The sequence below is a fragment of the Rhizobium sp. 01L419 genome (genome assembly GCF_056400025.1).
Window position 1 is genome coordinate 185,490 of the sequence record NZ_JBFTSM010000011.1, and the last position, 25,544, is coordinate 211,033.

General features: G+C 58.2%; 19 protein-coding genes and 5 pseudogenes. 15 read left to right on the forward strand and 9 right to left on the reverse strand.

Going from position 1 to position 25,544, the window contains the following annotated elements; genetic code table 11:
- Positions 1-22 precede the first annotated feature (22 nt).
- The gene (locus AC1DUP_RS22100; protein ID WP_477834420.1) at positions 23-829 is read left to right on the forward strand and encodes an AraC family transcriptional regulator; all 807 of its coding nucleotides are present in this window, start codon (positions 23-25) and stop codon (positions 827-829) included.
- Between the two features lie 45 nt (positions 830-874).
- The gene (locus tag AC1DUP_RS22105) at positions 875-1,249 is read left to right on the forward strand and encodes a VOC family protein (protein WP_477834422.1); all 375 of its coding nucleotides are present in this window, start codon (positions 875-877) and stop codon (positions 1,247-1,249) included.
- Positions 1,250-1,304: 55 nt separating this feature from the next.
- On the opposite strand, the gene AC1DUP_RS22110 is transcribed toward AC1DUP_RS22105, so the two are convergent.
- Together AC1DUP_RS22110 and AC1DUP_RS22115 are read right to left on the reverse strand one after the other, a co-directional pair.
- Positions 1,305-1,670 carry a helix-turn-helix transcriptional regulator gene (locus tag AC1DUP_RS22110; protein ID WP_477834504.1) on the reverse strand — a complete coding sequence of 122 codons (366 nt, stop codon included), beginning with the start codon at positions 1,668-1,670 and terminating at the stop codon, positions 1,305-1,307.
- 45 nt (positions 1,671-1,715) lie between these two features.
- Positions 1,716-1,859: pseudogene (locus AC1DUP_RS22115) on the reverse strand (AraC family transcriptional regulator N-terminal domain-containing protein); the annotation flags it as partial.
- A 379-nt stretch (positions 1,860-2,238) separates the two neighbouring features.
- Here AC1DUP_RS22115 and AC1DUP_RS22120 point away from each other — a divergent pair.
- The 5 genes and pseudogenes from AC1DUP_RS22120 to AC1DUP_RS22140 form a co-directional block, all read left to right on the forward strand.
- Positions 2,239-4,200: pseudogene (locus AC1DUP_RS22120) on the forward strand (elongation factor G).
- 89 nt (positions 4,201-4,289) lie between these two features.
- On the forward strand, positions 4,290-4,751 hold the full coding sequence (locus AC1DUP_RS22125) for a GntR family transcriptional regulator (protein ID WP_477834424.1): 462 nt from the start codon (positions 4,290-4,292) through the stop codon (positions 4,749-4,751).
- Positions 4,748-4,942, forward strand: coding sequence for an FCD domain-containing protein (locus AC1DUP_RS22130; RefSeq protein ID WP_477834426.1), 195 nt, complete (start codon positions 4,748-4,750; stop codon positions 4,940-4,942). Before AC1DUP_RS22125 ends, AC1DUP_RS22130 begins: the two co-directional genes overlap by 4 nt.
- A gap of 111 nt (positions 4,943-5,053) precedes the next feature.
- Positions 5,054-5,517: pseudogene (locus AC1DUP_RS22135) on the forward strand (VOC family protein).
- 10 nt (positions 5,518-5,527) lie between these two features.
- Positions 5,528-6,090, forward strand: a pseudogene (locus tag AC1DUP_RS22140) (D-amino-acid oxidase); the annotation flags it as partial.
- A 136-nt stretch (positions 6,091-6,226) separates the two neighbouring features.
- Here the strand turns inward: AC1DUP_RS22140 and AC1DUP_RS22145 are convergent.
- The gene (locus AC1DUP_RS22145; RefSeq protein ID WP_477834428.1) at positions 6,227-7,615 is read right to left on the reverse strand and encodes an enoyl ACP reductase FabMG family protein; all 1,389 of its coding nucleotides are present in this window, start codon (positions 7,613-7,615) and stop codon (positions 6,227-6,229) included.
- A 325-nt stretch (positions 7,616-7,940) separates the two neighbouring features.
- On the opposite strand from AC1DUP_RS22145, the gene AC1DUP_RS22150 reads away from it, so the two are divergent.
- Positions 7,941-9,365 carry a sensor domain-containing diguanylate cyclase gene (locus AC1DUP_RS22150; protein ID WP_477834430.1) on the forward strand — a complete coding sequence of 475 codons (1,425 nt, stop codon included), beginning with the start codon at positions 7,941-7,943 and terminating at the stop codon, positions 9,363-9,365.
- 425 nt (positions 9,366-9,790) lie between these two features.
- On the opposite strand, the gene AC1DUP_RS22155 is transcribed toward AC1DUP_RS22150, so the two are convergent.
- The 3 genes and pseudogenes from AC1DUP_RS22155 to AC1DUP_RS22165 form a co-directional block, all read right to left on the reverse strand.
- A complete protein-coding gene (locus AC1DUP_RS22155) occupies positions 9,791-10,675 on the reverse strand; it encodes an MBL fold metallo-hydrolase (RefSeq protein WP_477834432.1) in 885 nt (294 codons plus the stop codon).
- Between the two features lie 139 nt (positions 10,676-10,814).
- Positions 10,815-11,168, reverse strand: a complete 354-nt coding sequence (locus AC1DUP_RS22160) for an RT0821/Lpp0805 family surface protein (RefSeq protein ID WP_113311823.1) — start codon at positions 11,166-11,168, stop codon at positions 10,815-10,817.
- A 234-nt stretch (positions 11,169-11,402) separates the two neighbouring features.
- Positions 11,403-11,630, reverse strand: a pseudogene (locus tag AC1DUP_RS22165) (Ku protein); the annotation flags it as partial.
- A gap of 119 nt (positions 11,631-11,749) precedes the next feature.
- Here AC1DUP_RS22165 and AC1DUP_RS22170 point away from each other — a divergent pair.
- From AC1DUP_RS22170 to AC1DUP_RS22185, 4 genes are all read left to right on the forward strand, one after another.
- A complete protein-coding gene (locus AC1DUP_RS22170) occupies positions 11,750-11,908 on the forward strand; it encodes a hypothetical protein (RefSeq protein WP_477834434.1) in 159 nt (52 codons plus the stop codon).
- A gap of 102 nt (positions 11,909-12,010) precedes the next feature.
- A complete protein-coding gene (locus AC1DUP_RS22175) occupies positions 12,011-16,006 on the forward strand; it encodes a hybrid sensor histidine kinase/response regulator (RefSeq protein ID WP_477834436.1) in 3,996 nt (1,331 codons plus the stop codon).
- Between the two features lie 237 nt (positions 16,007-16,243).
- On the forward strand, positions 16,244-17,371 hold the full coding sequence (locus AC1DUP_RS22180) for a PAS domain-containing protein (RefSeq protein ID WP_477834438.1): 1,128 nt from the start codon (positions 16,244-16,246) through the stop codon (positions 17,369-17,371).
- Entirely contained in the window at positions 17,368-17,799 is a 432-nt protein-coding gene (locus tag AC1DUP_RS22185; protein WP_477834440.1) for a response regulator, read from the forward strand. Before AC1DUP_RS22180 ends, AC1DUP_RS22185 begins: the two co-directional genes overlap by 4 nt.
- Before the next feature lie 135 nt (positions 17,800-17,934).
- On the opposite strand, the gene AC1DUP_RS22190 is transcribed toward AC1DUP_RS22185, so the two are convergent.
- On the reverse strand, positions 17,935-19,020 hold the full coding sequence (locus tag AC1DUP_RS22190) for a sensor histidine kinase (protein WP_477834442.1): 1,086 nt from the start codon (positions 19,018-19,020) through the stop codon (positions 17,935-17,937).
- Positions 19,021-19,865: 845 nt separating this feature from the next.
- Entirely contained in the window at positions 19,866-20,561 is a 696-nt protein-coding gene (locus AC1DUP_RS22195) for a hypothetical protein (RefSeq protein WP_477834444.1), read from the reverse strand.
- A gap of 788 nt (positions 20,562-21,349) precedes the next feature.
- Here AC1DUP_RS22195 and AC1DUP_RS22200 point away from each other — a divergent pair.
- Positions 21,350-21,667 (forward strand): DUF982 domain-containing protein, encoded by a 318-nt coding sequence (locus tag AC1DUP_RS22200; RefSeq protein ID WP_477834446.1) that lies wholly within the window; start codon positions 21,350-21,352, stop codon positions 21,665-21,667.
- 630 nt (positions 21,668-22,297) lie between these two features.
- Positions 22,298-22,969: a hypothetical protein gene (locus tag AC1DUP_RS22205; protein ID WP_477834448.1), complete on the forward strand. Its 672-nt coding sequence runs from the start codon at positions 22,298-22,300 to the stop codon at positions 22,967-22,969.
- A gap of 197 nt (positions 22,970-23,166) precedes the next feature.
- Here AC1DUP_RS22205 and AC1DUP_RS22210 read toward each other — a convergent pair whose 3' ends face one another.
- Entirely contained in the window at positions 23,167-24,231 is a 1,065-nt protein-coding gene (locus AC1DUP_RS22210) for a LacI family DNA-binding transcriptional regulator (RefSeq protein ID WP_477834450.1), read from the reverse strand.
- 244 nt (positions 24,232-24,475) lie between these two features.
- Here AC1DUP_RS22210 and AC1DUP_RS22215 point away from each other — a divergent pair, with 244 nt between their 5' ends.
- Positions 24,476-25,450, forward strand: coding sequence for a substrate-binding domain-containing protein (locus AC1DUP_RS22215; RefSeq protein ID WP_477834452.1), 975 nt, complete (start codon positions 24,476-24,478; stop codon positions 25,448-25,450).
- The last annotated feature ends 94 nt before the right edge of the window (positions 25,451-25,544 follow it).

Here is a 25,544-nt window from a genome sequence, read left to right on the forward strand (position 1 = left end):
GGGAATTTAGATATTCTCTCAAATGATCACTGAATCCCACCAAACGCGGTTATCCCTTTCTGCAGCCCTGGTCGATCATGATCTCGAAAACTCTGCCGCGCTTGCGCGCGCCGTGAGGATTGACGTGTCGCAGAACGAACGCGAAGCACCTGAGCATCGTCATCGAAAGGGGCAGCTCGTCATGGCGTTGCGGGGAGGGGTGACATGTCGCGTTCCCAGCGGGATGTGGATGGTGCCACCTCATTGCGGCGTCTGGGTTCCGGGAGGGATGCTGCACAGCAATGTGGCGACCGCCAACGCACGTTTGTTCTTTCTGTTCATTGAGCCGGGTGCTGCCGATCTGCCGGATCGATGTTGCACGCTTTCGCTTTCCCCGCTCGTCAGAGAGCTCATCATCGAGATGGCTGACCAGTCCCCCGTCGCGAACGCCCATGCTGATATAATTTCGACGCTGCTTCTATCGGCTTTATCGCGGATGCCGGTAGAGGATCTGCATCTACCCCTGACAGATGAGCCTCGCCTTGACTTGATCGCATCGGCATTGGTCGATGACCCGTCTGACCGGAGCACGATGGCGCAATGGGCAAAGCGAGTGGCAATGAGCGAGAATTCTCTCGCTCGTCTTGTTCAGCAGCAGACTGGCTTGACCTTCGGCCGTTGGCGACAGCAGTTGCAATTGATTATCGCAATCCGAAGCCTTGCAGCGGGGGCGACGGTGCAGCAGGTTTCGGGCGAACTCGGATATGAATCCGTATCTGCATTCATCACCATGTTCAAGAAAGCCCTCGGCGCATCGCCAGCAAAGTATCTAGGGAACTGCTACCGCTAAGTGTCGGGGAACACAGTTACAGAAGCACCCTGCAGGAGATGAAGCATGTTCACTCACGTGATGATCGGAAGCAACGACCTGGAGCGGGCCAGAAGCTTCTACGACGCCACCTTCGCTGCATTAGGAGGCAAGCCTGGAGAGATGGATGCGAGAGGCCGACTGATCTACGCCCACGAGGGGGGCCGACTGATGATCACGAAGCCGATCGATGGTAAGGCGGCGACTGCAGCCAACGGCGGGACGATCGGTATAGGTGCTGCAAGCCGTGACCATGTTCTAGCGTGGCATGCCGCCGGAACCGCGCATGGTGGCACGGCAATTGAGAGCGAGCCTGCGGAGCGGCCGAACGGGGCATTCGTAGCATATCTTCGCGACCCTGACGGAAACAAGCTCACTGTACGGTCGCACCCGACGAAATGAGATAGGCGTGCGAAGCGGCTAGTGGACAGCGTGATCAATGGTTGTGCTATATCGGTCAAGCAACCGTCCCGCCGACGTGCTGGGCCGGTTTGGATGAGCCGATGCCCTTTAGATAGGCGGTGTCCTGTATGGCTGGGCGGCCGAACAAACGCCTGTACTCGCGTGTGAACTGCGTCTGGCTGTCATAGCCGACCTCGAAGCCGACGGTTCGGGCACTCGAGCCGCCCATCAGCAAGCGTTTACGCGCCTCCTGAAGCCTGACATGCATCCGATATTGCAGCGGCGTCATCAGCGTCGTCGCCTTGAAATGGCGATGAAGTGATGTCGCACTCATGCGCGCGAGGTCGGCAAGCATGTCAATTGCCATGGGTTTATTGTACTGCTCCTTTATCCACGCGGTGACCTTCCCGATCTGGGCGATCTTCGTATCCTTCGTGGCGTAGTCTCTTAATGTCGCACCATGCTCACCCTGGAGAAGCCGGTAATAAAGTTCCGTCGTTGCAGACTTGAGTAGCGCAGTCAGATCCTCCGGGCGGTTAAGAAGCAGTACGACGCGATGAAGTGCGCTCAAGATGTCTTCAGTCTGCCGTGCGACTGATAGACCCTCTCGGTGCGCCTGAGCAGGGCGGGCCGCGACATTCTAAAGCAGTTCGGCCAAGTCCTGATACCGTCAGTTGCTCGTGGTCATGACAGGTTTGTTCAAAGGCCGCATGAAAGCACAATTCGTCGGTATTGCGAGTCCGATATCCGTTTCGCTCGCAGAAGGGAAACGGAGCGAACATCCTGAAATGGAATAGTTTCAGAGTCTCTGGATGGATCGTTTTGGATGCGCCTGCAGCCCCTGCGGTCAGCCCCGCTGGCAATTCGAGAACAGCTGCTGCGTCTCCAGGTCAAAGCGTTGTGAAACTGAACACCTCTGGCGCCTTGCAGCGGTTCAGGGCATCCTATGATGGCTGAAAATTGTGTTTATGGCAGTTGGAGGAATGCCGATGCGCTGCTTTACCGTGCTTGGACCCTCGCAGACCGGAAAATCAACAGTCGTGGAAAAGCTCGGCTCCCTGGAGGGGGGGCCGAGAAAATCCAAGTCACCTTATGGATTGAACCTCACGGAATTCACCTTTGGAAACGAGGCGTGGTGTGCGCTGGATGCGCCAGGACCCAACGAAGCGTTGGCGCATGCACAGCACGCGCTTCTTGCCAGTGACGCCTGCATCCTGTGCGTTTCATCGGCACCAGAGGAGGCTGTGCTCGCCGCGCCCTATCTGCGGATAGTCGAGGCCTCGGGGACGCCGTGCATCCTCTTCGTCAACCGGATGGACGAACCGAGAGGGCGGCTGAGGGACGTGATCGCCGCGCTTCAAGACTACGCCAACCACACGCTTTTGCTTCGCCAGATCCCGATCCGCGAGGGAGACAGGATCATAGGCAGTTGCGATCTGATTTCGGAACGGGCGTGGCGCTACCGGGAAGGCCAGACTTCGGCGCTGATCGCAATCCCCGAAAGCGCCGCCGAGCGCGAACACGAAGCGCGCAGCGAGCTCCTGGAACACCTGTCCGAATTCGATGACTGGCTTCTCGAGGAACTGGTCGAAGATCGCGAGCCACCCAGCGACGCGCTCTATGCCATTTCATCGCGGGTTCTCAGCGAAAACAGGATTATTCCAGTCCTGATCGGTGCCGCAAGTCACGGCAACGGCATGATGAGGCTGATGAAGGCGCTGCGCCACGAGGCGCCGCCGGCAGGGGTTCTTCGACAGCGCCTGGCTCGTGCGGGCAATGTCGATGAAAACAAGCTGACCGCCGTGAGCTTCCATGCCTATCATCGTCAGAATATCGGCAAGACGGTGCTGGTGCGTGCGTTTGGTGAGGGACTGCGGCAAGGCGCATTACTGGGCGGCTCCAGCCTCGGCGCCGTGCAGGATCCCGCAAATGGACGGCCGAACTCGGCGATCGGGCCTGCGCCGGGGGATGTCTTCGCGGCGGTCAAGTCCGACCACTTGCCCGTTCCGTCGCTGTTGACATCAGACGCGACGGTCGCCCCACCCGAATGGACCGAGCCACCTACGCCGATGCTTGAAAGGATCCTGGTCCCGGGCAGCGAACGCGATGAAAACAAGCTCTCCGAAACGCTGGCAAAACTTTCCGAGACGGATCGCGGTCTTGTCGTTTTGCATGAGGAAGGCACTGGCGCCCAGCTCGTCCGCGCTCAGGGCCCGGTACATCTGCGCGATCTCTGCCGAACTCTGTCCGACGTCTTCCACATCGACGTAACCGATCGAACGCCCAGCCCGATCTACCGCGAGACAATCGCGAAGCCGTCCGAGGTTCACTACCGGCATCGCAAACAGACCGGTGGTGCCGGGCAATTCGCGGATGTGAAGCTGAGCATCCGCCCCAACGAGCGCGGCCGGGGCTTCACCTTCAGCGAAACCGTCAAGGGTGGCGTCGTTCCGCGCAACTAAATCCCTGCCGTTGAAGTTGGCGCGCGCGAAGCGATGGAGAAAGGGCCGCTCGGCTTCCAGGTCATCGATGTCGGCGTAACGCTGTTCGATGGTCAGCACCATGCCGTCGACAGTTCGGAACACGCCTTCAGGACTGCGTCGAAAATGGGAGTGCGACAGGCGCTTTCCGAAGGGTCGGCCGTTTTAATGCAACCGGTCTTCCGCAGCGAAATTCACATTCCGTCAATCTATTCCGGCAGCCTCGTCCAGATCGTCTCCGCCCTCAAGGGGCAGGTTCTCGGCTTCGACCGGGATGAAACTGCCAAGGGATGGGACATCTTCCGAGCACTTATTCCGGGCGGCGCGCTTGACGATCTGGCGCGGGCGCTGCGCTCGGCGACGCAGGGCATTGGTTACTTTTCCAAGACCTTCGATCACTTCGAGGAGCTATACGGCAAGGAAGCGGACGCCATCGTGAAGGCACACAAGGAACCAGGCGTCGCACACTGAAACGTTCGCGCCACTTCATGCTCGTTCGCAGAATGAGGCTCATGTCGTTCGTGTCGCTCGAGCGGGTGGCGCAGACAAGGAGATAATCAATGGAGTCGCTGGGGCAAGGATTTCGATTTCAGGGAGAACAACGGCTCTATCAGATCGTTGCCCGACGTATCGACCGTATGATCGAGGCGAATGCCGGAAATTCCGAGTGGCGCATTCCCTCGGAGCGTGAACTGGCCGAGGAGCTGCAGGTCAGTCGTCCCGTTGTGCGCGAAGCGGTGATCGCACTGGAAATGCGTGGCATCGTCGAGGTCAAGGGCAGGGCGGGAATCGTGATATTGCCTGCGCGGGCCAGCCAGCTCAATTTCGACCGGATCGCCGCCGATATCGGCCCCGGCCCGTTCGAGCTTCTGGAAGCGCGTCTTGCCGTCGAATCGAGCGCGGCGGCGATGGCTGCGGAGCGGGCGACAAGCTACGACATCCTGGTGCTGGAGGAATGCTTCTCCCAGATGGAGCACGAGACGAATGTGATGCGGAAAAGGGGGACCGCGATTTCCACATGACCATCGCGCGGATGACGGGCAACGCCGTCATCGTCTCGATCGTCGAAGCCTTGTGGGCGCAGCGTGACGAATCCGTCATGTGGAAGAAACTGCACGAGCATATCCATGCGCCACGCGTCCGCCCCCTCTGGATCGGTGATCACCACGCTGTCCTGACCGCGCTCCGCCTGCGCAATCCGGACGGCCTATAAGGCGATGGCGCGCCATATCCGCAATGTGAGCAACGAATTGATGGAAGCTTACGAGCGCGGTCGGTTTTCGCCCGACATCATGCAGCTCGACGAAAAGAAAGGTTCTTGAGAATGCTGAAATCCTTCGAGCATGTCGGCATGACAGTCAGCAATATGGACCGTGCTGTCGAGTTTTTTGCACGCTGCCTGGCCTGCGCCTGCACCTGCGCAAGACAGCGCCCGACGGATCAGACCTTGCCTTTCTCGACGCCGGCGGCGGCATGCTGGAAATATTCGCACCGGCCGACGGCGCCGCCAGGGCCGTTGATGTCCCGGAAGGGACGTCCGGCCTCAGACATCTGACTTTTCTCTTCGAGAATATAGACGAGACCTTCGCAAAGCTCGAAAAGGCCGGCGTCGAGTTGAAGGAACGTCCGCGCCTTGCCGTCAACCGCGAGGTGCTGCACAAAGTGGCGTTCGTGCGCGATCCCGACGGTATACTTATCGAGCTTGCTGAAAGATTGCCTTTAAAATTGCTTTTGGCAATCACGCCATCAGTGCAAGCACGTGCTGACACCGGTTGCGTCTTCCAGTGACTTCCACGGTGACACCGGAAGCCTGGCTGATTTTGACGAAACCAAGACGATCCTGGGTGTGGCCGCGGCTGACGGCAAGTCCCACTGGGGTCGTTTGGCAACGGGGTCGGCCGTGCCGAAGATGGCCGCGGAGAACGGGCACGCCATCGGCGATGGGACGCCGATCGCTCTTCTCGTGCAGACAAGGCCGCGCCCTGCGCCGGGCGGCACTTTCTCGTTGGATGCCGACTGGGCGGCCGACGACGGCGTTACGGCGCACGCGGACGGCGGGTATGAAGTTGAAGAGCGTCGTTGCTGCGCTTCGTGCAGAAGCTTCCAGGTAATGGAGGGCAATCCCAAGCTCGAAGTCGCATCAATAGGCGTTGGCGGCAAGCCGATCCCCGGCGACGGCGAACCGGTCGTTGGTGCCATCACGGCTATCCCTATCTACTAAGTCGCCTTCAGCCACAGCGGTACAACCCTCGGCCTCATCGTTGGCGAGTTGCTCGCCTACGAGGTCGCGACGGGTCTGGAGCATTCCATGCTCGCGCCTTCAGACCGGAGCGTTTCGCTACCAAGCCGTCGTTGAGGTGACCGATATCGATGGCACCGTCGTCTCAACAGCAAGGGCTCAAAGCGCCTATGGATAAAGGCAAAGGAAGCCATTGTGAATAACCGTGCCGGCAATTTGGCTCGGGCAGCCACCCGACTTCAAATGGTCATTTAACAGTTAGGCAATTTCCCGCCTTGATGCAGCGTCATCGTGCAACTGCCGTGTTTTCACTTTCGATGCCGTCTCGTATTCTCCGTGAGAAGCGTTGAGGCGGCGGGCCACGATGTCGTGGTTAAGCCACCGCACTGGGCCGGAAGGTGAAGACGATGCACCGAAAATCAATTGTCCGGTCGCTTCCACGACCAACGCGCTCAGGAGATCGCTGATCATGACCTTGCTGTCACGGTGCATTGAGGTGATCTCGTTCGACGTCCCGATCGTCAGGTCGGCCTGTGCCTGGTTATTAGGCATCGGCCACGCGGAGAAATTATAGAACGGAGTCATGACTTCGCTCGCCTGCAACTCGCTGATCTTGCGAACTACGTCATCTAAAGTGAAACCATCCGACAAAAGCTCTTGGCACTTCTGCCATTGTTCAGCTGCCCATTCGCCGCCGTGTTCCTTCTTCAGTGCAAGCAGTATGGGAATCAGAGGCAGTTCAATGCCCGTGAACACGTCGGATGAATTGGTCCGAATCTCGGGACAGTTGTAGACGCTCGCCTTCACGCCCATCGCCCATGCATCCTCCGCAATGCCTTCGAGGCGCATCTTGGCGTAGCCCTGAGTGTAGTTTGTGTATGTCTGCCACCGGTATTCTCCGTCGATGAGGATACCCGTGCCGTGATAACCATATGCCGTGTACCTGACCTGGCCGCCCGAGGATTCAATGCGTTCCCGGATCGCCGCGCTGAAATCGATAAGATGGCGGAAGGTGTTTGCCGACACCTCGTCGAAATTGCGAAGGATCAGTTTGCCCATATCGCTTTCGACCAAGGCTTGCGACGACATATGCCGGGGACCCGTTCCCTTGTAGATTCTATTGGCGACGACCAGGAAGACTTTTGCCTTGGGAATGCCTCCGGCCATCGTATGGGCAAAGAAGACGTTGCGCCCGTCAGCTATCATGCCGTCGAGGGTGGCCATGACCTGCGACAGTGACTTTGTGAACCGTGTGGTAGCTACGTCCTGGCATTTTGCGATGTATTCCCAGTCGAGCTTTTCACTCTCCCAGCTTTCCAAAGTGAGCCCAGCCAGGAGGTCGGTAGGCGTGGGACCATTCGCAGGCGCATCGAGATCGAAGCCAGCCATCAGCGGAACGTTTATGATTGTTCCGCCGAGCCTTGCTTCCGCTTCGCCGAGTTCATCGTCGGTCAGGGGCCGAAGGGCATTCTTTTCGTCGCGCCGCCCGACCGTAATCCCAACGATTTGCATTCCGGTTTTCCGCGCTTGATCGAGAAGGCCGGTCGCGTAACCGCGACCGAACAATTCGCCGAAGAGAACGAAGACGTCGCCCTTTCGAAACACCGTGTTTTCGGAGATGCTCTCCAGTGCAATCGGTTTTTCCATGTCGAGTAACCGCTCCAATAGTCGATAATGGGTAATTGAACACAACCGTTCTCGATGGAAAGTCATTTAAAGTGACGGATCATGTCGAAACGTGAAGCTTCAAGAAGACCCGACGGTCGCTGTCCGCAGTTTGGACCACACTTTTCGCTTAGGAGGATCAAGCTAGAGAGGCAATTACGCTGATCCGTCGCGTGGTACTAAACCCTCGTTGTCTCAACCTTGGGCAATATACATGGCGTGTTAACCGCTCAGGCAGATTGCGTATTGTCGATAACGCGGAAGTAACGCGAAGACGCAACGGTGTGCGCCACGCATAGAGAGAAAGATGGCCGTGGCTACACGCTTCACACATTTCAAGCTGGTCGGTCCCGCGATAATCGCGATTGCTCTGCTGATCGCAGGGCTTGCGGCCATACCGTATTTCGGAGTGGCCCAACTCGACGCGAAGATTAGAAATCGCGAGGAAACGCTCGTCAAACGAAACATCTCGATTTGGGTTTCCGACGTTGAGTTTGCCCTGACAGCCTGGACGATCTGGGACGAGTCGATCGCGAGGATCGACAACAGCTTCGATGCAGAGTGGGCGGACCGCAACATTGGCGCCTCCCTGATCGGAACATCCCGGACGCGATTTGCTGCCATTCTCGATCCAGAGGATCGTATCATCTACTCGAAAATCGCCGACGAGGTTGCTGAAAGGCCGTTTTTCGCCCGTGGATCCAAATCCGTGGTCACTGGCGCGCGCGCCCTCGTGGATAAGGTGCGAGCGGAGGAAAAGGCGCCGAAAAAGGCTGGTATTCCAGATCCCATTGCTTTCAGCAAGATCGAGGTGCTGGGGTCCGACGCTGTTCTCCTTACTGCGAGCCTCTTCCAACCGGATTTCAAGACGTCGACGCCGCGCGGAAGCCGAGCGCCCGTCCTTGTCTCTGCCGTTCCCATCGCTGGTAGCCTGCAAGCGTTTCTCGGAGACCGGTTTCTTCTGGACGCCGCCGCAGTGGGCCCACTCGGCTCGGTTGCGCCTGACCGCTCGCGCGTAGAGATCGCGGTGGGGGAAGACGGCCGGACCGAAGTCCTGTCATGGCGCTCGCCAACCCCTGCACGCGACCTTCTCCTACAATCACTACCGCTTGTCGCCACCGTCGCGGTCGTGCTCGTTATAGGTGGTGCAGCCGCTGTCTGGTCGTCACGTCGAACCGTGGCCTCGCTGCTTGATGCGGAACGGCAAATGCGCCATGCCGCCACCCACGACTTCCTGACCGGTCTTGCCAACCGTTCGCTCATCGACACGGAGTTTGCGCGGCTGTCCGGGTCCGGTCGATTATCGGTGGTGTGTCTCGATTTGGATGGCTTCAAACTCGTCAATGATCGACACGGTCATGCGGCCGGCGACGAGTTGCTGAGAGAGGTATCCAGGCGTCTCGAAACGGGCTCCCGCGAAGGCGATTTGGTTTTCCGTTTGGGTGGGGACGAGTTCGCGATCCTGATGCCGTCCGTTTCAGAAAATCAGGCTGTTCGTTTGTGCCGCACCCTGTCATCCAGCTTGTCGGCCCCGTACAGTCTTGCATGCGGGCAAGTGACAATCGGAGCGTCGTTCGGATTGGCGGATGTGGCCGAAAACAATGCCGAAAGCTGCGCTAGCGCGCTTCGGAGGGCAGATGAGGCCCTATACGCCGCGAAAAGAAAGGGAAGGGGGAACATCTTCGTTGTGCCCCAGCACCCGACTATCCAGGCGGTTCGTTCATTCGGGTAGACAGGGTAACGCGGGGTTCGCGATGACCGAAGTAGAAACCCGTTACATACGAATCCCAAAGCCCGAAAAAATGATCATCCGGAAGGCGCGGTCGAGCATGCGTACGAAGCGTCCAAGGCTCGAAATGGGGACGCAGCGGGGGCTCGAGCGAGAAGACACTTGAAGCCGCCGGTTCGCTGCCTCCGGGACGTTACATTCACTCCCAAGGAAATCCGTTCCAGAATTCCCACGAAGACTGCCTGATCCGCGCCGTCGATCCGAACGCGTTGACGGAAGAGAGGTGACCCATCCTTTCCTCAGCCGTCGAACGTGTCCGAGATGGCCAGTCGCATTCAGGTCTGAAGTCAACGCTCGCCACTTAACGCGTTCCGGGATGAGGCTTGGTTGCTGGCGATCGCGATCCAATTCAAGCCCCCAATTCCGAGTTACTTCGCTGCCGGGAGGCTCGGCTCCCACGAGAAGTGATCGCCGTCGGCTGCGATGCGACCCACGCCCGGGAAGGGAAAGTGCGGCGTGAATACGAGTTCGTTGTCCTTCGCTAGTTTCTTCAAGGTGTCGATGCGGTTCTTCTCGCCGCCTTTTTCGTCATTGTCGAACCCAACTGGCCATTCCGGTTCTACAAGCGAGATGATCGAGCTGTGAACCGTGTCTCCGATGTCCAGTAGCTTCCCCTTGCCGGATACGATTTCATAGCCGACATGGCCCGGTGTGTGGCCCATTAAGCTGACCGAAGTTATTTGTGGCACAACCTTCGCGCCCGGCTCGAAGGTCTTCACGTTATCGTCGATCACCTTGACGATGTCCGCAAGCTGGGCGTTCTTCTTGGCGAATGCCCATTCCGCCGAGGACATGCGGATCGTTGCCTTGGGGAAGGCCAGCTTCCCGTCCTTAACAAGACCGCCGATGTGGTCTGGATGCGAATGGGTTATCAGAATGTCGGTAATTTCTTCCGGCTTGGTGCCTGTCTGAGCGAGGGACTGCTGGAGCGCTCCGCCGACCCCAGTATCGATCAGGATCACGTGCTTTGGCTCTTTCACCAACAACGCATCCACGCTCAGCGTGACGGTATCGGTGGGCGCACCCGCTGCCTTTAGTAGTTCACCAATTTCCGCTGTGGAGTGGCCGACACCGAAGATCTTGCCGTCGTTCGGCAGTACGAACTGGGCGTCGTGCAAGGAAACCAAATCGAGGGAACCAATTTTAAAGGCCCTTGAGTCCGGCTGCTGCGGAGGCATTTGCCCGGAGGCGGAGGCTGCAATCGCCAATGCCGTCAGAGACGAAGCCACGAATAATGTTTTGGAATTCAACATGACGCGATCCTTCACTTCGGGGGCGATGAAGACATTTAGTCTCCCTCACCGAGCAAGGTCACCTCGCAATCAAGCGAAGATACCACCGCTGCGATTCTAGCGGATATAATCCAAGGCGCTAGGGTAGGAGTAGGATACCCTATTGCCCGCCCAGTTTCCAACTATCCCCAGACGGGCAGGCTACGCCGTCGACGCGCGTCATGCCGTCGAGTGATTGCCGACTGGTTACAAAACCGCGACATCCGTCCGGTCCATCGTTACCAGCATCTATTTGTTCGATAACGCCCGCGCTGCCTGTGGATGGGTTGGCCCAAGCGAGCGCAGTTGCACCGACAGCACCGCGACCGACTGTGTCTGCGATCACCGCTTGATCGGTCAAAAGCGCCTGGTGCGAGATTGCTGACTGGGCGAGGGGCGTCTCAAGCGGCTCGATATGTGAGCATGCCGTCAAAGCCGCGATGCTCATTGTCCAGATGAAGTGCTTCGAATTCATTGCTCGGATAAAGCGTTTTGCCTGTTGTGTTTCAAGTTAATAGTAGTTCACATTCTGGCGAGGTTTCAGTGATTGCCTTGATGGGCGGGCATCACGCGAAGATCGTGACAGAAGACGGAGCGCGTCTTCAGGTCTGTGCGACACGGATGGTGATCGGGGCCGCGAGGTCGCCAACGAATACGGCGCCGTCGATCTCGACCGCGATTCAGAATGCCTTGTCAATCGCCCCGATGTCACGACATATTGGCCGTTCTCGACCTCATACCCTTTGACCTGATCCTCGCGCTCGACGGGATCGCCCGTCTCGCTGTCGATGAACTCGCGATTGACCCTGTTGCCGGTCTTGCGGTTCAGCGTATTGACCGCGATCCATTCGGAGGACGATGCGGCGGTATAGAGCGCCATCGGACAGGAAACCTCTCCGAACCTGTAGCGCTTCCAATTGGCTCTTGAACCCGCCATGACATCGACACTCCGGACGCACTCAAACGATTCAAGTGATTCGGCAGCGAATTGTTCCGAGTTAAAACGAATCATTTTTCAATGACTTAACGCCAGGGTGCAGTATCGGTAGGGCGCTCATGCGCGACGCGGGCTTACGCCTGCTCAATGCCGCTGACATCCTTGGAATTCGCGGCGTAGTCGTACATGTGATTTCCGATGACGCACGAGCCTTCTATGAAGCGGTCGGCTTCCTGCTTTCGCCGCCGACCCATGATGCTGATGGTTGGATTACATGACCGCAACAACGCTCTGAACTCTTAAAGGAAACTCATCTGCCGGAGCTTTCCGTAATCGGACCGGTGCCCTACATAGGCCGGACCATCAGTGAACCGGATCCCATGACATCCCAACCATTCGACTTTCTCGCTCACGACGGCGAGCTAGCCACCCAGATCCGGAACTTCGACTGGACGAGGACATCGCTCGGTCCTCCGGCAAAATGGCCGCAGATCGTCAAGATGACGACGACGACGATCCTGCAGTCGCCCGTGCCAATCGTGACGCTCTGGGGTGACGACGGGATCATGATATACAACGACGCTTACTCGGTCTTCGCCGGCGCCCGTCATCCGCAACTTCTCGGTTCCAAGGTGCGGGAGGGGTGGCCTGAAGTCGCCGACTTCAACGATAACGTGATGAAAGTCGGCCTTTCTGGCAAGACGTTGGCCTACCAGGATCAGGAACTGACCCTTCATCGATCGGGCAATCCCGAACAGGTGTTCATGAACCTCGACTACTCGCCGATCATCGGGGAGGATGGCAAGCCATGCGGCGTGATGGCAATCGTGGTCGAGACAACCGCCAAGGTGGAGGCGCAGCGGTGGCGCAACGGGGAGCAGGAGCGCCTGCGTCACATGTTCGCGCAGGCTCCCGGCTTCGTTGCCTTGATGCATGGCCCGGACCACGTCTTCGAACTGACGAATGCAGCATACAGGCAACTGATCGGACATCGCGATGTGGTGGGGATGTCCGTGCGCGATGCACTGCCTGATCTTCGCGGGCAAGGCTATTTCGAGCGGCTCGACGAGGTCTATCGGACAGGCATCGCCTATGAGGGCAAGGCGCTTGCGGTCGACTTTCAGCTGTCTGCCGACGCACCCGTAGAGCGGAAATATGTCGACCTAGTCTATCAGCCGATCTTGAGCACCGATAGAGAGGTCGTCGGCATCTTCGCGCAGGGCTCGGATGTGTCGGACCGCGTCGCTGCGGAGGAGGCACTGAAGGCAAGCGAACGCGAGACCCGGCAGGTCCTCGACGGGGCGGTCGACTACGCGATCCTGGCGCTTGATTTGAACGGCCGCATCCTGCGCTGGAACGAGGGTGCGCGACGGATCTTCGGCTGGACCGAAGACGAGGTTGTCGGCATTCATTGGGACATGCTGTTCACGCCGGAGGATCGTGCATCCGACCGGGCCCGCGAAGCAATGGACGCTGCGCTTGAGCTTGGGACCGCCCATCACGAACGATGGCACATGCGCAAGTCTGGCGCACGCTTCTGGGCGAACGGCGAGATCAGTCCTCTTCGAGACCCCGAGGGAAAGCCGGTCGGGCTGGTCAAGGTGCTGCGAGACAGGACCGAGGAGCACCTCGCGGCACAAGCGCTCAAGGAAGCTGAAGCTCGGCTTCGGCGCGCGCAGGAAGCGGGCCGTGTCGGGGTCTTCTCGCTTGACCTCACCACCAATCTGCTCAATCCGACGCCTGAATTCTGCAAGATCTACGGGCTTCCGGAGGACGATGAGATCTCCATCGAACGGGTGGAAGAACTCGTGGTTGAGGAGGACCGCGAGATAGGGTCTAACGCGCGCACCCGTTCCACGGGAACATCGCCGTTGAACGTCGAGTACCGCATCCGTCGCGCCGACAATGGGCGCAAGCGCTTTATTGCCCGGCGTGGCGAGTTCGAGACCGACAGCGACGGCAATCCGATCCGGTTTGTCGGAGTCGTTCAGGATGTGACCGACCGGCGCCGGGCCGAGCGGGAGCTGCGGGAAAGCGAAGCGCGGTTCAAGGCGCTGGCACAGGCGATCCCCAATCACGTCTGGACCGCCAAACCTGACGGAGAACTCGACTGGTTCAACGGGCGTGTCTACGAATATTCCGGGGTTCATGAAGGTGATCTCGATAACAACCGTTGGACCGACATCGTCCATCCGGACGACCGTGCCGGCGTAGCTGAGCGTTGGCAGGCCGCTCTTGATGCCGATCGGCCCTATGAAACGGAGTTCCGGCTGCGGCGGGCAGACGGGCGGTACCGCTGGCACATCGCCCGGGCTGTTCCGACCAAGGACGACGAGGGTAAAGTCGTACGCTGGATCGGAACCAATACGGACATCGAGGAACAGCGCGAGACGCGCGCCAAGCTCGAAGCCTTGAACCAGACCTTGGAGCAACGGGTGGCGGAGCGGACCGCCGATCGCGACCGCATGTGGCGGCTGTCGACGGATATCATGCTCGTTGCCGATTTCCAGGCAAACATCACCGCCGTCAATCCGGCGTGGAAGAGTATCTTCGGTTGGGACGAGGACGAACTGGTCGGGCGTTCGTTCATGGATCTTGTTCATCCAGACGACCGGGCAGCCACGCTTTCGCAAGTCGCTAGGCTCGGCAGCGGTGCGACGACGTTCTCCTTCGAGAACCGTTATCAGAAGCGGGATGGAGGCTACCGGCTCATTTCCTGGACGGCCGTGCCGGATGAGGCGTTCATTCATGCGGTTGGCCGCGATGTAACCGAAGAGCGGGAGGCTGCCGCCAACCTGCGCCGGACCGAATTGGCGCTTCAGCAAGCGCAGAAGATGGAGGCGATCGGAAATCTGACCGGCGGTGTCGCCCATGACTTCAACAATCTGCTGCAGGTGATTGCAGGCAATCTGCAGTTGCTTGGCAAGGACGTCGTCGGAAACGAACGGGCGCAGCGCAAGATCACCAACGCGCTCGCGGGCGTCGATCGCGGATCTAAGCTCGCATCGCAACTGCTCGCCTTCGGCCGCCGGCAGGCGCTCGATCCGCGGGTCGTCAATGCTGGCCGGCTGATCCGCGGGATGGACGAGATGCTGCGCCGAACCATCGGTGAGGGGATTGAGGTCGAGACCATCGTTACGGGGGGCCTCTGGAATACGCTGGTCGACCCGATGCAAATCGAGAACGCCCTTCTTAATCTCGCCATCAACGCGCGCGACGCGATGGACGGTTTCGGAAAGCTGACCATCGAAGCGGGCAATGCCTATATCGACGATACCTACGCGCGGCAGCACCAGGAGGTCGAGCCCGGACAATATGTCGTCGTCGCCGTCACTGACACCGGAATGGGCATGGCGCCCGAACTGATCGAGAAGGTGTTCGAACCATTCTTCTCGACGAAGCCGGAAGGCAAAGGCACCGGCCTTGGCCTTTCCATGGTCTACGGTTTCGTCAAGCAGAGCGGGGGGCACGTGAAGATCTACAGCGAACTTGGTCAGGGCACGACGGTGAAGATGTATCTTCCTCGTTCCATGGAGCAGGAAGATCTTGAGGTCTCAACGAACGACATTCCCGTCGAAGGCGGCCTGGAAACGGTCCTTGTCGCCGAAGACGACGAGGGCGTGCGGGCAACAGTGGTCGAGATGCTGCAAGAGCTGGGCTACCGGGTCTTGAAGGCGCCAGACGCGACTGCTGCGCTGAACATCATCGAAAGCGGCATCCATATTGATATGCTGTTTACCGATGTCGTCATGCCCGGGCCGCTCAAGAGCAGCGAGATGACCAGGAAAGCAAAGGAACGGCTCCCGGGTATCGCCGTGTTGTTCACCTCCGGCTATACGGAGAATTCCATCGTTCACGGCGGCAGGCTTGACCCAGGCGTACAGCTGCTTTCGAAACCCTACACGCGCGAGGCGCTCGCACGAAAGATCCGCCAGGTTCTTGAGATGGAAAGAGGGACAACATCTGTTAGCGGCAGACCCAATCCGAAAAGAAAAGTCCCGGAGCCGGCAACGCGGGAAAAAAGGCAAAGGCGCGTCCTGCTCGTTGAAGACGATATGCTGATCCGAATGGCGACTGCCGACATGCTCGCCGACCTTGGCTGCGACGTCCTGGAAGCAGGTTCTGCAGAGGAAGCGCTACCTTTGATCGCGGAGGGCGGTACAGATATTCTGATCACCGACCTCGGCCTGCCGGGAATGTCTGGCGAGGAGTTCTGCCGCTACGTCAGGACCAGATGGCCCGACATCGGCATTGTCTTCGCAACGGGCGCGAGCCACGGGCCAGAAATGCCAGACAGCACCCGAACCGCCTTGCTCCCCAAGCCGCACGGATTGGAAGAGCTGAAGAAAGCACTGGAGGCGGTCAGCACCGGATAATCCCACACAAGTCGAAGGACGATGCGGCGACAGCGCTGCAACGGCCAGGGCCACTTTGCGTTCTATCGCAATCAGCAGAAGTTTTCCGCACACCTATTCAACAGGCGAAATCCAATCGCGTTGAAGGACGCCTATGCCCGAGGGAAGGGACGGCAGTCGACACGCGGCAGCGCCTCATCCATCGGAACCAGACCTTCAATACAGCGTTAGGTACTGCATAATTTGTGCGAGAGGCTTATGCGGCAAAAGGATCAACACCTTACCGACGCTCAAAGCGCCGGCGACAGGCTTGTCGCGGGCCATGTCCGAGAAGATCCGTTCGCGGCTGCTTTTAAAGCGACGCGTATGCCGATGATCGTTACAGATCCCAACCAGGGTGATAACCCCATCATATTCAGCAATAGCGCCTTTGAGCGGCTCACCGGCTACTCGAGAGAAGAATTGGTTGGAAGCAACTGCAGGCTTCTGCAGGGACCTGAGACAGACAAGACAACGGTGACGCGCATCAGAGAGGCGGTCGGTGAAGGTCGAGACGTTGCGGTCGACATCCTAAACTATCGCAAGGACGGAAGCACGTTCTGGAACGCTCTCTTCATTAGCCCCGTTTGGGACGATGAGGGTCGGATCGTCTATTACTTTGCCTCGCAACTCGACTTCACCGATGTGAAGAGCCGCGAGGCCGAATTGGCAGCAGCCCGGCTTCAGGCAGAGCAAGAGGTAGCCAAGAACACCGCAGATCTTAAAGCCGCGCTCGCCGCAAAGACACTTCTCGTCCATGAAGTTGATCATCGGGTAAAAAACAACCTTTTGACGATGGCTTCGATCGTTAAGCTGCAGGCCCGGACAACGAAAGACGAGGGCCGGAGACGAACCCTAATGGGCCTCCTCAATCGGGTGGAAGCGCTCAGCACGGTTCATCGCAAGCTGTTCACACTTGACGATATATCGAGATTTGACGTCTCCGATTTTGCCCGTGAGCTCGTCACCGATCTCATCGACGCGCTCGGACGAGACGATATTCATCTGACCCTAGACCTGCAGCGGCTGTATGTGCCGGCCGTCAAGGCGACACCTCTTTCGCTAATCGTCAATGAATTGGTAGGCGATGCGGTCAGACGCGGCTTGAGCGACGGCGGTGGTGAAATCCATGTTATGATCAAGCGGCTTAACGGGCATTTCCGCATCCGTGTGGAGGATATTGCCGAACCCGTCCAGCCCGACCCGGAAAGCGCGGACTATGGTCAGTTGCTTCTGGAAGCTTCGGCGCAACAGCTTGGCGCTCACATCGTGCGAAGCAACGAGGGCCGTAAAACTATTGTCGATGTGACATTACTTGTCGACGACCATCAGGAGAATAAAGAATGAGGGTGATGATCGTCGAGGACGAGATGCTGCTTGCCATGGAACTGGAAAATGAAGTGGAAACGGAGGGCCACGAAGTGATTGGCGTTGCCATGAACAGCGATCAGGCTCGTGATCTTCTGGCTGTTTCAAGCCCGGATTTCGCGTTTGTCGACATCCATCTCATGGACGGCCCCACTGGAATAGACGTGGGGCGGCGCCTCGCGGAAGCGGAGATACCGTTCGTGTTCGTGAGTGGAAACATCAAGCGTCTTCCCGAAGATTTCGTCGGGGCTCTCGGGGCAATCGAAAAACCCTACACGATCAACGGGATGAAGAACGCACTGCAATATATTTCTTCCGTGGTTGCCGGCAACGAGGATGTTGAACCGCCGACCAGTCTCGTTTTGGCCGCTGATGCCCAGCCCCAGACCATGCGTCGGCACGCATGACAAGGTATTGCGGATATCGACATGTCATCTTGCGGCCGCGGGGCGTTTGAAAGTGGAACGACCTATGTTTGCCTTGGCCATCCCAAAAAATAGCCATTCAGGCGCAACTGTGGACAAGCCGCCAGCCGCATCTTCTCAGGCGTTCATCGCCAAGGCCCGGGCAAAAAACAGGCGCACTCTCACACCCTCTTGCGAAGAGGTCTCCATGACGACTTTTGCCTTCACGTTCTGCTCCAGGGATTTTACGATCAAAGCACTGAGCTTGCCCGGTTTGGGCCAGACCGTTCCGGGCTGAAGTCCGATTCCATTGTCGGCGACGGTGACCGTGCAGCCTGTCTCGTCGACAATGCTTTCAACGGCAATCTCGCCCGACTCCCTGCCGATGAAGGCGTGTTTCAGCGCATTTGTCATCAGTTCGTTGACCACAAGACCGGCGGGCATGGCCGCGTTGATCGAGACGGGCCAGGCGTCGACCTTCAGGTTGAGCCGGATTCCTTCTGTCGCATGGGCGGCCATGACCGCGGAGGCGATTTGGCTGATATAGACGCCAAGGTCCACCGTCTCCCCCTTTTCGTCCTCCGACAGCGAGCGGTAGAGAAGTGCAAGAGCATCGACGCGCCCGGCCAGTCTTTCAAATTGTTCTGGCACGACTTGCTTCTGCGTGTTGCGGGCCTCCAGCCTTATCAACGCCGTTACCATTTGCAGATTGTTTTTTACGCGGTGCTGGAGTTCCTTTAGCAGAGTGTCCTTGTCCAGTAGCTCCTGGGCGAGCGCGGCTCGCTCGTCGCGGTCGCTCTCGATAACTTCCGACAACGCGACCAGCCGGTACACTGGCTTGTCCGCATCGTCTAGAATCCTGTTGGACCAAGCATCGATACTCACCGCTTGTTCGCCGACCCGTGCGGTAAACCGTCCGAGATACTCTTCGTCACCGATAACTGCTACGCTCAGAGGACGGCCGTCGGACTGATGTGCTATTTCAGAACTAATCGCATCCCAACCCTGGCCTTGAAGTTTTGCTGCTTCAAGTCCAACCAATCGCTCGAAGACAGGATTGGCAAAAATGATGAGCTCGTCACTGTCGAGACTTGATACACAGACGCCGAAGGGAATGTGGTCCAGAAACTGACGGAATTGCTCGGCCTCGAGCGCTTCAGCCAAGTGGGGCATCTCTGCGAGCTTTTCGACGTCGTCGGGGGTGGTGTTACCTGTGGAATCCATGTGGTCCTCCGGACAATCGTCCAGCCTGTATAGGTCAGAGATGGGCCGGTGCACAATGAACTTTTGGGCTGCCGGAACGCTGTGATGAACAAGCCTGTAGTCACTTGCTCGGATTTTGCGCCCGTCGCGATTGGGTGATCTGGCGCAAAAAAGGGATAGTCGCCGTTGTCCTCACATATCGGGATCACCATAGGGTATATCCTGCAACGCGTTTATCGCTTCGATATGCGCTCAAGGTTCCGCATGTAAGACCCTCGGTTCCTCAGGTTAGAACCGAGGGTCTTTCCGGAAAGGACACAGCGATCGATGTATCGATCTGCCTCCTGGGAGGGGTGAGGCGGGCTATGTCAGCCGGCAAGCAACGACACTCACACTAAGTTCCCGCTCCAACTCAAAAAGCCGCACGTGTGCTGACGGCATGCCCCCGAAGGTTTCAGCGCGCGTTGTTTTCGAAGTGGAACGACTGCGTAAACCCGCGATGCCCTGGCTGCAGAAGAGGTTAGCTCCCGCTCCTCGTGTACCTAAAAGGAGGGCCAGGTCACCGCATTCATATGCCTGCGATGCCGTGCGGTAAGAGAGACGGTCAGTGCGTACCGCCTTCCTGGTCGGTCACCATGGCCTGCCTCGCCGGATATCAAGATCTTCCACGCATCGGAAGCGCGAAGCGGCGAGGTCGGCATATGGCGAGAGCCGGCCGCGGCCCGATTGCGAAAGGAACTTCGATGCCTTGGCTTTGGTATCGACGGAGATGAGGAGGTTGCGACCGCTCGCCGCAACTTGATCGAATTTCTTTGCACGCCAGGTTGTGCTGGCTGTAAACGCGGTTTGGCACCGTTTCTTGGCGCTTACTTCCACTCCCAGAGCCTAACCGAATGGTGCGGTCGCGTGGTGACGATGGCAGCGGGTTCTTTCGTTATTGCATAATAACGGCTGGCGTCGTCTGCGTCATTGACCCCGACGAAGATCATCTTCATCGAACTCTTGAATGGCGCGCCCTTGGCCCTGTGCTCGAAGCTGATGACAGCGTGCGGATATTCCGCGCTGAGGCCGATCATGGGTTCGCCCGTCAGAGCAATATGGTTCTGCATCGTTAAGAAGGCAGAAACCCGCTGGTAGGCAGTGGCCGGCGAAACCTGCGTGTTGCCTTTTGGCGTTCGGGCATAGGCGATCGTATCTGTTTGCCCCTTTTGCCGTCTTGTCTGATAAACGAGAAGGGCATCACCCATCGCCAGTTCGATGTGAAGGTCGAAGGTCTGGTATCGATCTGGCCGTTCATAAAGGTCGTCCAGCGTCGCCTTCAAATCATGAACATAGTCGCTATAAATCGAGGCGGTCATCAATGGGTCCATGTGGGCATCAGCTCTAAAATGGTTGTCGACACAGGTGAGCGGTCTCTCGGCGTGGGCCCGACAAACCGCCACGGCGCTGTCAACGATGTTTCTCGTCTCTGCCACAAGGGCCAGGGCCAATGCAATCTTCGAGATTGGGGCAGAAATGTTGACGATCGGGGCGGTTGGTGTGGTGCCGCCGGCGCTCAGCACAGCACACGTCCGGTGGGAGGCGAACTATGATGGACGTATTTGGATTACCTCATCTGGAGGTTTGACGATGTTGATCGGCCGCTCGCTGCAGCAAGTGCGCAGCGATGGGCTCTGGTTTATTCTGTCTCAGTCATAACCTCCTCTCTTCCGTGAAGTGAGCCTGCGGAGCAGGACCCGGGGCTCCTGCTTCGCGAGCTGGCAACGGCGGGGAGAGGATGCGGACGGGGATCGCCTACGCATCGCGCTTTCGGCGAACGCCCGCCAATCCTGCAGCGGCCACGGGCCGCGCTCTTTTTCTCGCTTGATGCCTCGTTGATCGAGTACCTGCGAAGCGTCCAGTCGGCTCAAACAAAACGGGCGCTCGACCTGATCAGGGAGCGCCCGTGTGTTGCTACCGACGGCAAACACCGACTTATCGGCAGGCCATCAACATGGGCAGTGCTTTACTGCCGCTCGGCTGCAATGACAAATGCCGCTTTCGCAACTTGCCTATGCATAAATCAACATGCTGCGACGCTCGGCGATGAGGCATATTCCGGCTTCTTAGCGCCATTCATATCTCTCCTACAGCAAGCCCGACAACACGCGATCACCTGAGAAGTCAGCGCGTGCATACGGTCGACCCCACACGACGGAATGCTTACGGTGCGGCCGTCGGGTTCCTTCGGTGTCCGCGATTCTGCGGGGGCAATCAGCAACTCTCGCCACGTTAACGCTGTTTTAACTAATTGAAATACAAGCGCGGTTTCGTCGTGTATAATGACGCTCTCAATGGACTGGGTGAAGGCATGGCAGCGAATAGATATTCGGCCTTTGCGCCGATCGGACTAAAATTTCACAACAGTCAGCCGCAAATGATCGTCCGGAACCTGACCGACGCGGCGCGTGTTCTCATAGAAGATTGGCCTCTCGACGATGGCGAGGATTACGTCATAGCCGTCAAGGCTTGCGCTGATGCGCTGATCGGGGAAGTCAGCCCGGAGGAGTTCCGGCAGAGCCTTCTCAACGCTGCCCTCGAAGCTGGCGTTTGCGCCCTCTCGCTGGTCTGCGACCCGGCGCTGCGCGAGGAGCGCGTCGAGCAACTTCGGTTTCCGCAGGGCCTCTGAAACAAAATCTCAATTTGTTGGCTGGCGTTGTGACACTGATGACGTCCCATGATGTGTGGGCCGGATTTGTGGAACATGTAGCGAATATCTGTAGGAAACGCTGCTCAACAACGATTCCCTCGTTTTCCTGCAGGCGCGCCAGCTCGGTGCGAGCGTGTTGACCGGCAGCGTCCGCGACCCAGATTTCCTCTCCCAACTCATGCCAAGCGGTCGGGTGCTTTTGTATCGAGCGCCGCTGGAACCTTCCTCGCCAATTCGAGGTCTGCCGACCGTCGGCTTGGATCGACGTTTCCCGGCATATTTCATTCCGCATACCCCCTCCGGGCAAGGAGCCGGTCAAGGACTGGAGCACAAACGACGACTCCGCGCATGAAAACGAAGCCCTCAATAGCGTTCGTACTCTAGGGAGAGCGGTCTTGCTTTGGCCAATTCCCGGAAGACGGCCCCTTGAAAGCCAGTGGGCTTAGCCTCACTTGATATGCTATATGCTGACACTTAGACGTTCACCGAAGCTCCTACCAAGGCGGTTTCCTATTTCTTCGGTTCAAGGCAAACTGGAGTTGAAAGTGCTGATTCCGTCTACGCGCGCTTATTGACGCAACTCACATCTCACACTCAACGAGGTGAATATTGACGCAGTTCTTCGAATCCGCCCAAGGTATTATGGCAATGGGGGCGTTCATCGGGGCTGGCAGTTTAGCTGTCGGCGTTTTGGTTCCGACCATCATTCGACTTGCGAAGGGCGGTTTGGATCGGCGACCGAAAGCCGAGGCAAGAAATCTCGCAATGATGACGGTACTGGCGCTTGATGACTTTGTCGGAGCAAGCTACGCGGCCGTTCACGACACGCCCGAATTCAATCCCATGGACGAGGGCGAATTTACTTTTCACGTTCCGGAGCCCACGCTTGTCCTTCCCAGGGAAGTCAATTGGGCCCTTTTCAATGTCGAACTTTCAGAACAAATCCTGTGGCTCGCGAACCGTGTGAGGAACCTCACATATGCGTTGGATAGCCTGGACCTTTCGGGCCCAGGCTATGACGGATTCTTCGAGCGACGCCAGCAAGGGTATGCGGGGTTGGCGGCAGAGGCCATGGACATCATCGAGCGGATGCTCGAGGAATTTGACCTGACCCTTCCTGCCAAACCGGACTACTACCGCCAACGGCAGGGGTTCGTCTCGGCGATCCAGAGTGCAGGCGAACGTAGCTCCGCTCGCCAAAAAATTGGCGCTGAGGTGCAAACGAGTGGCTCAAATGTTTTGCAACTCTTTCCCAAGATAGGCGAGGAAGCTGATCGATGACGAGGGCGGGCGCGCCGCCGACGGATGGCGTCCACTGAGCGGAGCATCGACATTGGCTGCCCGGTGCCCCTGTCTTCGCCATGCAACATTGATGCATCCGGCCAATCGAAGCACCTTGTTTCGGTGGAAGGCGAACCAAAATCTCAGCTTGAATTCGTGAATTCAGGGCAGCAGACGATCGAACGATCGGCAGGCCGTCAAGCGGGCGTTGGGTCTTTTATGGCGTCGAGAGGCCCTTCAAGCGCCGTACGCGGCAGCACGAGTTGCGGCTCGATCATGATGATCTGGGGCAGTGCATCTTCCCCCAGCAAATCAAACCCTCGATCGAGCATTTCCGAGACGTTTGGTTTGATCATGTAAACGGGGAACGGAAGAAACGACCCGAACGGATCGTAGTCGAAGCATCCCACAACAATGTCGCCAAAGGCCTCGCCATCGTGACGTCCCATGAAACGTAAGAGCCCCTCGAAATTAATCGACGAGTTTACGAAGAAGCAGCGCGGCAGCCTGCCATGTTTCTCATAGAAGCGCTCGAAGGCGAGGGCGGTCATCCCTGGAGAATATCCGGTGGTCTCGATATCGTCCTTCGGGACGTCATCGCCGAAAATTGATTGCTTCACCGCGTGAAAGCCGAGTACTCGGTCGCGGCTTGCGTGGTCATCGCGCCCACCGAAAAGGCATACATCCTCGGGGGCAAGCGGCCCCATCCCCTCGGCATGCCGGATTATCGCGCTCGTCAGCATCTCCGCCCCCTGCCGGTTGTCGGAGATAATCGACGGGGCGTATTTGCCCGGCAAGTCGATGTTCACATGCGGCACACCTGCTCGCAGGCAGACCTGATGAACGCCGTCTGGATCGGTCGCGCCGGCAACGAAGAGGGAATCGATGGAGTATGCGATCAGCGACTCGACTGTCTGCCGTTCCTCCTCGGGGTCGCGTCGTCCCGAAACGACCATGGGCACCAGCCCACGCTGGCGCGCTTTCGCTTCGAACGTCTGTGCCATCGATGAGAAGAAGCGGGTATCGTAAACGGGCAGGAGCAGCCCAGTAAGGCCGGAGCGCGAGCTTCTCAGCCCACGGGCCTGAAGGTTCGCCGTGTAGCGATGCGCTTTGGCAAGCGTCACGATTTTGTCAGCGGTTTCCTCGGAAATGCGCCGCTTACGCCAGGTGCCGTTGAGTACAGCGCTGACGGTCGACGGGGATGCGCCGGACACCACCGATAAATCGTAAATCGTTGCTTTCTTTTGCTCTTTTTCCGACATCCCCGAATCTCCTCACCGATCTTCACTATCTAGAACAATCGAACCTCTTGACGAAAGGCCTTTTAGTGATATGGTTATTGCACCATCGATTGTGCAAGAAAGCAATAACGATTGTGCAAAGGATGGGCGCTTTGAGGAAAGCGGCAGGGGAGGAGGTTCTGTCATGGAGCCAAAAACGCTTAGCACACAAGCATGGGGCTCGTGTGGCGCATCTCCTTTGACCGTGTTTGGAGGAGGAAAATCCATGAAGAGAATGCTCGCAGTCACGCTCGGCCTCTCGCTGACACTTCTCGCATCCGTCGCCTTCGCTGGACCAAAGATCGGTGTTGTGGTGAAGATCGGCGGTATCCCGTGGTTCAATGCCATGGAGGCCGGCATTAAGGAGCAGAGCAGCAAGCTCGGTGTCGAAGGCTTCATGGTCGGTCCGACCAGTGCCGATCCGGCTCTTCAGGTTCGTGCTATCGAAGACCTGATCGCCCAGAAGGTCGACTACATCGGTGTCGTACCCAACGACGCCAAGGTTCTGGAGCCGGTTCTCAAGAAGGCCCAGGAAGCCGGGATCAAGGTCATCACCCATGAATCGCCGAAGCAGGTCGGCGCTGACTGGGACTTCGAACTTGCTTCCGCCAAGGGCTTTGGCGAAGCGCATGGCAAGCTCCTTGCAGAAAAGATGGGTGGCAAGGGCTCTTATGCGGTCTTCGTTGGATCGCTGACCGTTCCGCTGCACAATGCCTGGGCTGATGCCGCTATCGCATACATAAAAGCGAATTATCCTGATATGAAGCTCGTCGGCGACCGCTACGGCGTTGCCGAGGACGTCGACAAGAGCCGCTCGACGGCTCTCGACCTGATGGCCGCGAACGCCGACCTCAAGGGCTTCCTGGCATTCGGTTCGCAGGGTCCAATCGGTGCTGGTCGCGCCGTAGAAGAGCGTCGCAAGGACGGCAAGGTGTTCGTGATCGGTCCGTTCTCGCCAGGGCAGGGCGCCAAGCTCATCAAGTCGGGTGCTCTGACCGGCGGGTTCATGTGGAATCCCAAACAAGCCGGCGAGGTCTTCGTTACCCTTGCGGACCGTATCTCCAAGGGTGAAGTTCCCAAGGCCGGTGATGACATCGAAGGTCTCGGAAAGATCAACCCCGAAGGCAACACGATCATCGTCGACCAGCTTTTGACCATCAACAAGGAAAGCATCGACAAGCTGGTCGCCATGGGCCTCTGACCCTCCCCAAGCCCAGGCCGGGGTCGCGTGGACATGCTCCTCGCGACCCCCCCAATCGAGATTTTAGGCACCTGCGCACCCCGCCGAGCGGGCG

What these genes read in the sequence shown, in the direction of transcription:
- AC1DUP_RS22185 (WP_477834440.1), top strand. Translation starts at nt 17,368, where the DNA reads ATGAGGGTGATGATCGTCGAGGACGAGATGCTGCTTGCCATGGAACTG.
- AC1DUP_RS22170 (WP_477834434.1), top strand. Translation starts at nt 11,750, where the DNA reads ATGCGCGACGCGGGCTTACGCCTGCTCAATGCCGCTGACATCCTTGGA.
- AC1DUP_RS22190 (WP_477834442.1), bottom strand. Translation starts at nt 19,020, where the DNA reads ATGGATTCCACAGGTAACACCACCCCCGACGACGTCGAAAAGCTCGCA.
- AC1DUP_RS22125 (WP_477834424.1), top strand. Translation starts at nt 4,290, where the DNA reads ATGGAGTCGCTGGGGCAAGGATTTCGATTTCAGGGAGAACAACGGCTC.
- AC1DUP_RS22215 (WP_477834452.1), top strand. Translation starts at nt 24,476, where the DNA reads ATGAAGAGAATGCTCGCAGTCACGCTCGGCCTCTCGCTGACACTTCTC.
- AC1DUP_RS22160 (WP_113311823.1), bottom strand. Translation starts at nt 11,168, where the DNA reads ATGAATTCGAAGCACTTCATCTGGACAATGAGCATCGCGGCTTTGACG.
- AC1DUP_RS22155 (WP_477834432.1), bottom strand. Translation starts at nt 10,675, where the DNA reads ATGTTGAATTCCAAAACATTATTCGTGGCTTCGTCTCTGACGGCATTG.
- AC1DUP_RS22180 (WP_477834438.1), top strand. Translation starts at nt 16,244, where the DNA reads ATGCGGCAAAAGGATCAACACCTTACCGACGCTCAAAGCGCCGGCGAC.
- AC1DUP_RS22200 (WP_477834446.1), top strand. Translation starts at nt 21,350, where the DNA reads ATGGCAGCGAATAGATATTCGGCCTTTGCGCCGATCGGACTAAAATTT.
- AC1DUP_RS22145 (WP_477834428.1), bottom strand. Translation starts at nt 7,615, where the DNA reads ATGGAAAAACCGATTGCACTGGAGAGCATCTCCGAAAACACGGTGTTT.
- AC1DUP_RS22100 (WP_477834420.1), top strand. Translation starts at nt 23, where the DNA reads ATGATCACTGAATCCCACCAAACGCGGTTATCCCTTTCTGCAGCCCTG.
- AC1DUP_RS22210 (WP_477834450.1), bottom strand. Translation starts at nt 24,231, where the DNA reads ATGTCGGAAAAAGAGCAAAAGAAAGCAACGATTTACGATTTATCGGTG.
- AC1DUP_RS22105 (WP_477834422.1), top strand. Translation starts at nt 875, where the DNA reads ATGTTCACTCACGTGATGATCGGAAGCAACGACCTGGAGCGGGCCAGA.
- AC1DUP_RS22130 (WP_477834426.1), top strand. Translation starts at nt 4,748, where the DNA reads ATGACCATCGCGCGGATGACGGGCAACGCCGTCATCGTCTCGATCGTC.
- AC1DUP_RS22175 (WP_477834436.1), top strand. Translation starts at nt 12,011, where the DNA reads ATGACATCCCAACCATTCGACTTTCTCGCTCACGACGGCGAGCTAGCC.
- AC1DUP_RS22150 (WP_477834430.1), top strand. Translation starts at nt 7,941, where the DNA reads ATGGCCGTGGCTACACGCTTCACACATTTCAAGCTGGTCGGTCCCGCG.